Below are 10,665 nucleotides of genomic sequence, written 5' to 3' on the forward strand. Positions count from 1 at the left end.
CTATGGCACGGACCAAAACACCGGAGGGCCGACATTCCGGTCCGCCAACCCCCGCAAACGCCGGTGCGGCGTGGCGCAGCGCCCGGTTCGAGGACATCTGCTCGCGAGTTCAAGATTCCGCAAGTCCAACTTCAACCGGAAAGAGGCTATATCTTGGCCTCGAACATTTAGCATCCGGTCAACCGTCCCTTATCGGGCGCGGCAGCGAATCCGAAGTTAAAAGCAGCAAGACCATATTTCGATCCGGCGATGTGCTGTTTGGAAAGTTACGTCCATACCTGCGCAAGTCAGTGATCGTCCGGGAAGATGGCATCTGCTCAACGGACATTTTGGTGTTTCGCGCGACCGAGAAGTGCATCCCAGAGTTCATCTGCTTACTAACGCACACGGACGAATTCGTCGGCCACGCAATAGCTACAACATCCGGTGTGCAACATCCCCGCACATCGTGGTCTGGCTTACGAGAGTTCGAACTGTATGTTCCACCCATCCCCGAACAGCAGAAGATTGCGGCGATGTTGGGGGTGGTGCAGCGAGCGATCGAGCAGCAGGAGCGGCTACTGGCGCTGACCACCGAACTGAAAAAGACGCTCCTTCATCAACTCTTCACCCAAGGTCTCCACGGCGAACCCCAAAAACAAACCGACGTCGGCCCCGTGCCGGAGAGTTGGGAAGAGCGCGCGTTGGAACAGGCTGGCGATGTTATTTACGGCATCCAAGCGGCGGTCGCAGCCAATCTAAAACCAATTGGCACGAAGATTCTGACGAATAAGAACATCACGCTTGATGGAACAATTACCCTTGATTCGATCAATTACTTCGTCCTGAAAACCAAGCGGCACCACGAGACGGTGTTGAAAAAGGGCGACCTGCTTTTCAACTGGCGCAGCGGAAGCAAGGAGCACATAGGAAAGACCGCTTACTTCGACCTCAATGGAGAGTTCACTCATTCGTCGTTCATTCTGCGTGTCCGACCAAATGACGAGGTAACCGGGCGGTATTTGTTCTACTATCTGAACTTCCTCCGTGAATCGGGCTACTTCAAAAAGACTCAGACGTTTTCGGTCAACGCCAAGTTCAACAAGAGCGCAATCAACCGGCTTCCGACGTATCTGCCTGGCAAGGACGAGCGCCGAGATATTGTCACCGCGCTCGATGCGGTAGCCAAGAAGATCGATATGCTACTCGTGAAGAAGCATCTGCTTGAAGATCTCTTTCGCACCATGCTGCACCAGTTGATGACGGCGCAGATTCGCGTCCACGCCCTCGATCTGCCAGAACTGAAATGGTTCCTTGCGGAGAACGCACGATGAGCAACGAACCTCAATCCCAGTTTCTCCTCTACCAAACCGACGACGGGCAGACCCGGCTGGAAGTCCGCCTGGAGAATGAGACGGTCTGGCTGACGCAGAGCCAGATGGCCGAGCTGTTTCAAACCTCCATTCCGAACGTGAGCATGCACATCCGCAACATCTTCGCAGAGGGAGAGTTGCAGGACGCGGCAACTGTTAAGGATTTCTTAACAGTTCGACAGGAGGGCAGCCGGCAGGTGTCCCGCTCGGTGGAACATTACAACCTCGATGTGATTATCTCCGTAGGCTACCGCGTCAAGTCGCATCGCGGCACGCAGTTCCGCATCTGGGCGACGCAACGGCTGCGGGAATACATCGTCAAGGGCTTTGCGCTGGATGACGAGCGACTCAAGCGGGCCGGGGGCGGGAATTACTTCGAGGAACTGCTGGCCCGAATCCGCGACATCCGGTCATCGGAGAAGGTGTTCTGGCGAAAGGTGCTGGAAATTTACGCGACGAGCATTGACTATGACCCAAGCCTCGAGGCGTCGCAGCTTTTCTTCGCCACGGTGCAGAACAAAATGCACTGGGCGGCGCACGGGCAGAACAAAAGAAAGAATTATGAATTAATAATGGGGAATGAGGAGTGAAAAGCGGGAATGTTATTCAGGAGAAATCGTATGCGTTTGCGTTGCGAGCAGTGAAGCTATATCAACATCTGGCTGAGCAAAAGAAGGAATTTGTGCTCTCTAAGCAATTGTTGCGCAGCGGAACATCCATCGGTGCCAATGTTGAAGAAGCTATCGGTGGGCAGTCTGACAAGGATTTTATTGCCAAGATCCAGATTGCATACAAAGAAGCGCGGGAGACTCATTACTGGCTGCGCCTGCTGCGTGATTCTGGCTATCTCACAGACGTTGAAACAGCTTCTATGATCGCCGACTGCGAGGAACTACTCAAACTATCCGGAAGTATTATCAAAACCATGAAACAGAGAAACGATTCCTAATTCCTCATTCACAATTGAAGGATTGATCATGTCCGCACCCGGAGAACACAAAACCGTCCAGGCTCGCATCCTCGCCTATGCGGAGGAGATTGGCTGGACCTATGTGCCACGCGATGAGGCCGAGGCGCGGCGCGGTTTTTCCCCTCACCCCAACCCTCTCCCCGCAAGCGGGGCGAGGGAGTGTGCTGAGCGGGCACGGACGGCGTCGCTCTACTTCGGCGACCTGCTCCATGCCCAGATGCGTGTCTTCAACCCGAAATACAAGGAGGCTGAGGGGGCGCTGGTTGGGGAGTTCCAACGGCTCAACGCGGACATCGCCGGCAACCGCGACTTCCTCACCTACCTGCGCAACCAGGGGAAATTCTTTTGCGCCGAAGAGAGCCGGGAATTGGACCTGATGTTGATTGATTACGGTGACCTCACTCGGAGACGTGAGGAGCGGCGGAACGTGTATGAGGTGACCGAGGAGTTCTACGTCCACAATGGTCGCTTCGGCACGCGGGAGGACGTAGTCTTTCTCATCAACGGTATCCCGGTGCTGGTGATCGAGTGCAAGAACGCGAGCAAGGATGAGGCGATTGCGCTCGGGGTGGATCAGCTTCGCCGTTATCATGCGGAGACGCCGGAGGTGATGGTACCGGAGATGATCTTCTCCGCCACGGAGGCCATCGGCTTCGCCTACGGGGTAACCTGGAACACGGTGCGTCGAAATATTTTCAACTGGAAACACACGGAGGCGGGTAACCTCGAAGCCAAGGTGAAAAGCTTCTGCGCCGTGCCGCAGGTGCTGCGTGGGCTCAAGGATTTTATCCTCTTCGCGGAGAAAGAGGAGGAGTTGCACAAGTTCATCCTGATGCAGCATCAGATGTGCGGCGTCGACAAGGTAGTAGCGCGCGCCCTCGACCCACAGCGGTCGCGCGGGCTGGTGTGGCACACGCAGGGCAGCGGCAAGACCTACACGATGATCAAGGCAGCGGAGATGCTTTTCAAAGCGCCAGAGGCGAAGAAGCCGACCATCCTGCTGATGATCGACCGCAACGAGCTGGAAGACCAGATGCTCAAGAATCTCGCGTCGGTGGGCCTGGGCAACGTGGCTCACGCAGGCAGCATCGCGGCGCTGAACCGGCTGCTGCGGGAGGATTACCGGGGCCTCATCGTAACGATGATCCACAAGTTCCGCGACATGCCGGCGAACCTGAACCTGCGGAAGAACATTTATGTGCTGATTGACGAGGCACACCGGACGACGGGCGGCGATCTGGGCAACTTCCTGATGGCCGGCCTGCCCAACGCGACGTTCATCGGCTTCACTGGCACGCCGGTGGACAAGACAGTTTACGGCAAGGGGACGTTCAAGACCTTCGGCTGCGAGGACGACAAGGGCTACCTGCACAAGTATTCCATCGCCGAGAGCATCGATGACGGCACGACGCTGCCGCTTTACTACCAGCTTGCGCCGAATGACATGCTGGTACCGCACGAAATCATGGAGAAGGAGTTCCTCGCGCTGGCCGAGACAGAGGGGATCGCGGACATCGAGGAGCTGAACAAGATTCTTGAACGGGCGGTGAACCTGAAGAATTTCCTCAAAGGCAAGGACCGCGTACAGAAGGTAGCGAGCATGGTGGCCAATCATTTTTGCCAAAACATCGAGCCGCTCGGTTACAAGGCGTTCCTCGTGGCCGTGGATCGTGAGGCGTGTACGTTCTATAAGGAGGCGTTGGATGCGATTCTGCCGCCGGAGTATTCCGAGATTGTCTTCACCGGGAATAACAACGACCCGGCGCACCTGAAGAGGTGGCATCTCGACCCGAAGCGGGAACGGCAGATTCGCAAGAACTTCACCAAGGCCGGCGAGTGGCCGAAGATTCTCATCGTCACCGAGAAGCTGCTCACCGGCTTCGACGCGCCGATCCTTTACGCGATGTATCTGGACAAGCCGATGCGGGACCACACGCTGCTCCAAGCCATCGCGCGGGTGAACCGCCCCTACGAGAACGAGGCGGCGGAGATGGTGAAGCCGCACGGGTTCGTCCTCGATTTCGTGGGCATCTTCGACAAGTTGGAAAAGGCGCTGGCCTTCGACAGCGACGAGATCAACGCCATCGTCAAGGACCTGGGGCTGCTGAAGCATCTCTTCAAAGCGAAGATGGAGACGAAGGCCCCGGCGTATCTCGCGCTGGTACGGCAGAATCTCAACGATAAGGACGTGGACAACGTGATCGAGCACTTCCGCGATAAGGAACGGCGGAAGGAGTTCTTCAAGGAATACAAAGAGATCGAGATGCTCTACGAGATTATCTCGCCCGACGCGTTTCTACGGCCGTTCATCGAGAACTACGCCACGCTGTCCGGCATCTATGAGGTGGTGCGCAACGCGTATGCGCGCCGGGTGTACGTGGACCGCGCTTTCCAGAAGAAGACTAACGAGTTGGTGCAGCGGCACATCGGCGCTGTCGTCCAGGACAGGATGGCGGAGTACGTCACGTTGGATGCCGATGCGATCGACACCATCAAGAACCGTGAAGAGGGAAAGGCCGTCAAGATCATCAACCTGGTAAAGGCCATCGAGAGAACAGCGGAGGAACACAGCGATGACCCATTCCTCGTGGCGCTTGCCGAACGCGCGAAAGCGGTGCAGGAGAGTTTCGAGGATCGGCAGACCAGCACCGCTGACGCCCTCACCGAGCTGTTGAAGGAGATCGAGAAGAACGAGCAGCGGAAGAAGGAGCAGGCCGCCAAAGGGCTGGATGGGCTGACCTACTTCGTGCTCTGCAAACTCACCGACGACGGCATCCCGAACCCCGAACAGGTGAGCAAGAAAGTACGCGAAGGGTTCGCAAAGTTTCCAAACTGGCAGCGGAGCGAGGCGGAACTGCGCGAGGTGCGCAAACAGGTGACGTTCGCCATCTTTGCCGAAGAGGATGACATAGCCAAGGTGACGGCCACCGTCGATGCGCTCTTCATCCTGCTGCAAAAGAGCTTTCGCCCATGAGTGCCTGGCGCGACAAAGAGGAGTTTAAGGCCCGTGTGCTGGAATGGGCCGATAGGCTGGGCGTGAAAACGCAGGCGCTGGCCCTGCGCCCAATGCGAAACAAATGGGCGTCGTGCTCCACGGCGGGGAACCTGAACTTTAACACCGATCTGCTGGCACTGGATCGCAAGATCGGCGACTATATCATCGTCCACGAACTTCTGCATTTCTCCGTCCCGAACCACGGCAAGCTTTGGAAGAGCCTCATGCGGGCGCATCTGGGGAACTACGAGAAGCAGGAAGAAGCATTAGGCAGGGTGACCGGTCTGGGAGATAGGTAACAACACAGTTCGGGGATGGGGGTGACATCGGTCGCCGAACAGAACAGGTGTGAGGTCAGCCAAGCTAAGAGTAGTCGGGTGCGCATTACACGCGTTTCATGGGAACTCATCGCCACCGTCAAACATCCCGTTATGGCTAAGCGCTAAGCGCGAGGCTGATGTGCAAAACACGCGGGCTCATCCTGATGGGATGTGCACAGCACAGCTCGACGGTGGCCGGAAAGCGGAGTATGCTTGGGCCATGAAGGTAACGGCGTACTTCGCACACGTCAGAGGGCGCCCAGATCGCCGGCTCATTCAAGAGGCATGGATTGGGCAAACGATGCGGTCACCTGAAGCACGGCACGTGCAGTCGGACGGACGAATTCGGCTATGGAAGCGGATTCCTGAAGCGGAGGGTCGCCGGTTGCGGGTGGTGTTGCTTCAGGACGGAGAAACCGTGCACAACGCCTTTTTCGATAGGCGCTTCAAGGGGGGACAAGGATGAAGGCAAAATACTTCCCCGACACTGACACATTGCTTCTCCAGTTCAGCGATGCGGAAATCGCGGAGACATATGATCTGAACGAGAACGTGCTCGTCGAAGTCGACAAGATCGGTCGTCTTGTGTCTATGACGGTGGAGCACGCGAAAGAGCAAATGGACGTTAGCGAATTTTCCTACCAATTCGCTGTGACCTAGACGACGGCTGGGTAGCCGCATTGTATGTACAACTCCACGGTCGGCACTTATCATCATTACGGTCTACGAACCAAAGCCACCAAAGTGGGCGACATCCACCCGCAGGAGACAAGGGATCGGGGAAATCGCCTTTGGCGATTCCATCACAAACCCCGTGCCCAGCCCCTGGCCATGAGAAGAGTGAGGCGGCAATATGACACGGACAGAAATATTGGAGGAATTCAAGAAACTTTCGGCAAAAGAGCAGCTTGAAGTCATCGAAGCTGCCTTGCATCCAGTCCAAGAAGATCCTCAGTTCATTGAACATCCGATAAGTCCGTCTTAAAGAAAGCGACAACTGGCTGCGGCTGCTGTGGCTTTGCTTCCGGATTATACAGGGGATGACGAACTGACCAGCTTTACAGCTCTTGACAGTCAGGATTTTCATGCGGCCGAGTTGAGGCCGATGAGTTCTTCGCCGCTATCATCCGGAGCGGTTATTGAGGAGTAAGCTATGAACCGTTTACGAGCGTTGTGCGAGTACGGACAGTCGGTCTGGCTGGATTATATCCGGCGAGGTCTCATCACGAGCGGCGAATTGCAAGGTCTGGTAGATGAAGACGGACTGCGAGGTATCACCTCAAACCCGGCCATCTTCGAGAAGGCGATCACCGGGAGCACCGACTACGCAGAAGCCCTTACCCGCCTCGAGCGGCAAAGGGATCTGGACGCCAAGTCGCGCTACGAGCAGTTGGCGATCCGGGACATTCAGGATGCCGCCGATCTGTTGCGGCCTGTCTATGAGCAGACTAAGCGACGGGACGGCTTCGTGAGCCTGGAGGTCTCGCCCTACCTCTCCCAGGATACGCAGGCTACGATGGATGAGGCGCGAAGGCTGTGGAAGATCGTTGGACGCCCGAACGTGATGATCAAGGTCCCGGGTACGCCGGAGGGTATCCCTGCCGTCACGACGCTCATCGGCGAGGGGATCAACATCAATGTAACGCTCCTCTTCTCCCAACAGGTCTATGAGCAGGTTGCCGGCGCCTACATAGCGGGACTCGAAGCGCTCGTCGCGCGGGGCGGCGATCCGGGCGCCGTTTCGAGCGTTGCGAGCTTCTTCATCAGTCGCATCGATACCGCTATTGACATCATGCTCAGCGCACGACTGAAAAGTGCTGCAAGCATCGCCGATCAGGCAATGCTCCAACGCCTGCTGGGCAAAGTCGCCATCGCGAACGGCAAGCTGACCTACCAACGGTATAAGGCGATCTTCAGCGGAGAGCGGTGGCAGGCGCTGGCGAGGCAGGGCGCGTACACGCAGCGCGTGTTGTGGGCCAGTACGAGTACCAAGAACCCGAATTACCGCGACGTGATCTATGTGGAGGAACTGATCGGCCCTGATACGGTAAACACGATACCGTCCACAACGTTGGAGGCGTTCCGGGATCATGGACAGCCACGACCAAGCCTCGAGGAGGACATCGAGGGGGCGCGCAACACTATGGTGACCCTCGAGCAGGTGGGCATCTCGATGGCGGAGGTCACCGATCGATTACTGAACGACGGCGTACAGTTGTTCGCCGAGGCATTTGACAAGCTGCTGCTCGCGGTGGACAAGCGGTGTCAATCGGTCGAGGGCGTCATAGTCAGCCGCCAGACTTACGCACTGTCGGATGATCTCGCCGCCTCTGTCAGGGCGGCGCTCGAAGCGTGGCGTGTCGGCGGCAAGGTACGAAGATTGTGGGCGCGCGACGCCACCCTTTGGACCGGAACGGACGAAGGGGGGTGGCTGGGTTGGTTGGGCGTTGCCGAGGACCATCAAGCGGTACCCCATCTGCGGGCTATTGCTGAGGAGGTAAGGCGCGCGAAGTTCTCGCATGCGCTGCTGCTGGGGATGGGAGGCTCCAGCCTCTGCCCCCAGATGGTGGCCAGGACATTCGGCAGGCAGGACGGCTACCCTGAGCTTCACATATTGGACTCGACCGACCCTGCTCAGATCAGAGCCTTCGAACGGAACGTGGACCTTGCCAATACAATCTTTATTGTGTCGAGCAAGTCAGGCACCACCCTGGAGCCGAACATCTTTACCCACTATTTCTTTGAGCGCGTGGGGCAGGTCATCGGCACCGACAAGGCAGGGAGTCGGTTTATCGCCATTACCGACCCGGGCTCGACGTTGCAGCAGCTCGCTGAGCGCCTGCGCTTTCGTCATATCCTCTATGGGCTCTCAAGCATCGGTGGCCGTTACTCGGCCCTCTCGGATTTCGGCCTGGCGCCGGCAATGATTATGGGAGTAGACGCGCCGAAACTGTTGGATCGCGCCGAGGAGATGGCGCACGCCTGCGCCTCATGCGTCCCGGTCGAGGAGAACCCCGGCGTTGTCCTGGGTACCATCCTCGGTATGCTTGCCACACACGGACGTGACAAAGTAACGATCATCGCCTCGCCAGGTATCCGACACTTCGGCGCATGGCTGGAGCAACTACTTGCCGAATCAACCGGGAAAGTCGGGAAGGGGCTGATCCCCGTCGATGGTGAGTCGGTGGGTTCTCCGGAGGTCTACGGCGCCGATCGCGTTTTCGTCTACCTCAAGATGACATCCGCCACGGATCCTTTACAGGATGCCGCGCTGGAAGCCCTCGAACGGGCCGGTCAGCCTGTGATCCGGATTTCGCTTGCCGATCCCTTCGACTTGGGAGCCGAGTTCTTCCGGTGGGAGATCGCGACTGCGGTGGCCGGATCGATCCTCGGCATCAACCCCTTCAATCAACCCGACGTTGAAGCGAGCAAGGTGGCAACGCGGCAATTGATGGCGGACTATGAGCGGACGGGTTCGCTCACGCCGGAAGTCCCGATCCTGCAGGAGCGCGGTATCACACTGTTCAGTGACGAGCGCAACGCCGCGGCGCTGGAAGAGGCCACAGGAGCTGATCGGTCGCTCGTCGGGTATCTCAGGGCGCACCTGAACCGACTCGGGCCGGGCGATTACTTCGCCCTGCTGGCCTATATCGAGATGAACGACGCTCATGAACGCGCGCTTCAACTCCTGCGTCACGCTGTCCGCGACAACACGCGTGTGGCGACGTGCGTGGGTTTTGGTCCGCGCTTCCTGCACTCAACCGGTCAAGCCTACAAGGGCGGACCGAACACGGGTGTCTTTCTACAGATCACCTGCGACGACGCCCTCGACCTGCCTGTCCCCGGACACCGGTACAGCTTCGGCATAGTCAAGGCCGCGCAGGCGCGCGGCGACCTCCAGGTCCTGGCGGAGCGCAATCGCCGGGCGTTACGGGTTCATCTGGGTTCAGATGTGGAGACCGGCCTGGTAACACTCCACACCGCAATACAGCAAGCATTACGCTGAGTACTGACGGCTTCTTTTCGTGAGAGGAGCACACACGATGCAACTCGGGATGATCGGTCTGGGCAGGATGGGTGCCAACATGGTCCGCCGCCTGCTGCGTGGCGGGCATGAGTGTGTCGTATTCGACGCGCATGCCGATAGCGTGAGACAGTTGGCAAGCGAAGGCGCAACGGCCGCCATGTCGCTGGACGAGTTCGCGCGCGCCCTCACCAGGCCGCGGGCGGCATGGGTGATGGTGCCGGCAGGGGAGCCGACGGAGCAGACCGTTTCGGCGTTGGCACAGCGGATGGAGGCGAACGACATCATCATCGACGGCGGCAACTCCTACTACAAGGATGATGTGCGCCGCGCAAAGGCGCTCCAGGCCCAAGAGATCCAGTACGTGGATGTGGGCACCAGCGGCGGGGTCTGGGGGCTGGAGCGCGGCTACTGCCTGATGATCGGCGGCGCGGCGCGCGCAGTCGAGCGCCTGGAGCCGATCTTCAAGACGCTCGCGCCGGGGCCGGGCAACATCCCGCTCACCCCCGGTCGCGAGAAGCCGGGCGGCGCGGCAGAGGAGGGCTACCTGCACTGCGGCCCTTCCGGCGCCGGCCATTTCGTCAAGATGGTTCACAACGGCATTGAGTACGGCCTGATGCAGGCCTACGCGGAGGGTTTCGACATCCTGCGCAATGCGGTCTCAAAGGACCTTCCTGAGGAGTACCGGTATGACTTCAACGTGGCGGACGTTGCGGAGGTATGGCGGCGCGGCAGCGTCATTGGATCGTGGCTGCTCGATCTGACGGCGATGGCGCTCGCGGAAGATCCCACGTTGTCGAACTATACGGGGTTCGTCCAGGATTCCGGTGAGGGACGCTGGACGATCATGGCGGCCATTGAAGAGGCGGTGCCGGCCGATGTGCTGTCGGCGTCATTGTACGCGCGCTTTCGTTCCCGGCAGGCGCACACCTTTGCCGAGAAGCTGCTGTCGGCAATGCGGCAGAAGTTCGGCGGGCATGTCGAACCTTCCGCCGGGGGATAAC

General features: G+C 58.5%; 8 protein-coding genes. All 8 read left to right on the plus strand.

The window, feature by feature from the left end:
- The first annotated feature begins 2 nt into the window (after positions 1–2).
- The 8 genes from KGL31_03790 (at position 3) to gnd (ending at position 10,664) form a co-directional block, all read left to right on the plus strand.
- Positions 3–1,313: a restriction endonuclease subunit S gene (locus tag KGL31_03790; GenBank protein ID MDE2321025.1), complete on the plus strand. Its 1,311-nt coding sequence runs from the start codon at positions 3–5 to the stop codon at positions 1,311–1,313.
- A complete protein-coding gene (locus tag KGL31_03795) occupies positions 1,310–1,942 on the plus strand; it encodes a virulence RhuM family protein (protein ID MDE2321026.1) in 633 nt (210 codons plus the stop codon). Before KGL31_03790 ends, KGL31_03795 begins: the two co-directional genes overlap by 4 nt.
- The gene (locus KGL31_03800) at positions 1,939–2,301 is read left to right on the plus strand and encodes a four helix bundle protein (GenBank protein ID MDE2321027.1); all 363 of its coding nucleotides are present in this window, start codon (positions 1,939–1,941) and stop codon (positions 2,299–2,301) included. Before KGL31_03795 ends, KGL31_03800 begins: the two co-directional genes overlap by 4 nt.
- Positions 2,302–2,329: 28 nt before the next feature.
- Positions 2,330–5,296, plus strand: coding sequence for an HsdR family type I site-specific deoxyribonuclease (locus KGL31_03805; GenBank protein MDE2321028.1), 2,967 nt, complete (start codon positions 2,330–2,332; stop codon positions 5,294–5,296).
- Positions 5,293–5,616 carry a M48 family metallopeptidase gene (locus tag KGL31_03810; protein ID MDE2321029.1) on the plus strand — a complete coding sequence of 108 codons (324 nt, stop codon included), beginning with the start codon at positions 5,293–5,295 and terminating at the stop codon, positions 5,614–5,616. The genes KGL31_03805 and KGL31_03810 overlap by 4 nt, the downstream gene beginning before the upstream one ends.
- 483 nt (positions 5,617–6,099) lie before the next feature.
- Positions 6,100–6,297 carry a DUF2283 domain-containing protein gene (locus tag KGL31_03815; GenBank protein MDE2321030.1) on the plus strand — a complete coding sequence of 66 codons (198 nt, stop codon included), beginning with the start codon at positions 6,100–6,102 and terminating at the stop codon, positions 6,295–6,297.
- A gap of 493 nt (positions 6,298–6,790) precedes the next feature.
- On the plus strand, positions 6,791–9,643 hold the full coding sequence (locus tag KGL31_03820; GenBank protein MDE2321031.1) for a bifunctional transaldolase/phosoglucose isomerase: 2,853 nt from the start codon (positions 6,791–6,793) through the stop codon (positions 9,641–9,643).
- Between the two features lie 37 nt (positions 9,644–9,680).
- Positions 9,681–10,664: a decarboxylating 6-phosphogluconate dehydrogenase gene (gene gnd, locus KGL31_03825; GenBank protein MDE2321032.1), complete on the plus strand. Its 984-nt coding sequence runs from the start codon at positions 9,681–9,683 to the stop codon at positions 10,662–10,664.
- Position 10,665: the final 1 nt, after the last annotated feature.

The sequence above is a fragment of the Candidatus Methylomirabilota bacterium genome, from assembly GCA_028870115.1.
Taxonomy (GTDB): domain Bacteria; phylum Methylomirabilota; class Methylomirabilia; order Methylomirabilales; family Methylomirabilaceae; genus Methylomirabilis.

Excerpts from the sequence above, each read along its gene's own strand:
- gnd (MDE2321032.1), top strand. The coding sequence starts at position 9,681 with ATGCAACTCGGGATGATCGGTCTGGGCAGGATGGGTGCCAACATGGTC.
- KGL31_03815 (MDE2321030.1), top strand. The coding sequence starts at position 6,100 with ATGAAGGCAAAATACTTCCCCGACACTGACACATTGCTTCTCCAGTTC.
- KGL31_03795 (MDE2321026.1), top strand. The coding sequence starts at position 1,310 with ATGAGCAACGAACCTCAATCCCAGTTTCTCCTCTACCAAACCGACGAC.
- KGL31_03790 (MDE2321025.1), top strand. The coding sequence starts at position 3 with ATGGCACGGACCAAAACACCGGAGGGCCGACATTCCGGTCCGCCAACC.
- KGL31_03820 (MDE2321031.1), top strand. The coding sequence starts at position 6,791 with ATGAACCGTTTACGAGCGTTGTGCGAGTACGGACAGTCGGTCTGGCTG.
- KGL31_03805 (MDE2321028.1), top strand. The coding sequence starts at position 2,330 with ATGTCCGCACCCGGAGAACACAAAACCGTCCAGGCTCGCATCCTCGCC.
- KGL31_03810 (MDE2321029.1), top strand. The coding sequence starts at position 5,293 with ATGAGTGCCTGGCGCGACAAAGAGGAGTTTAAGGCCCGTGTGCTGGAA.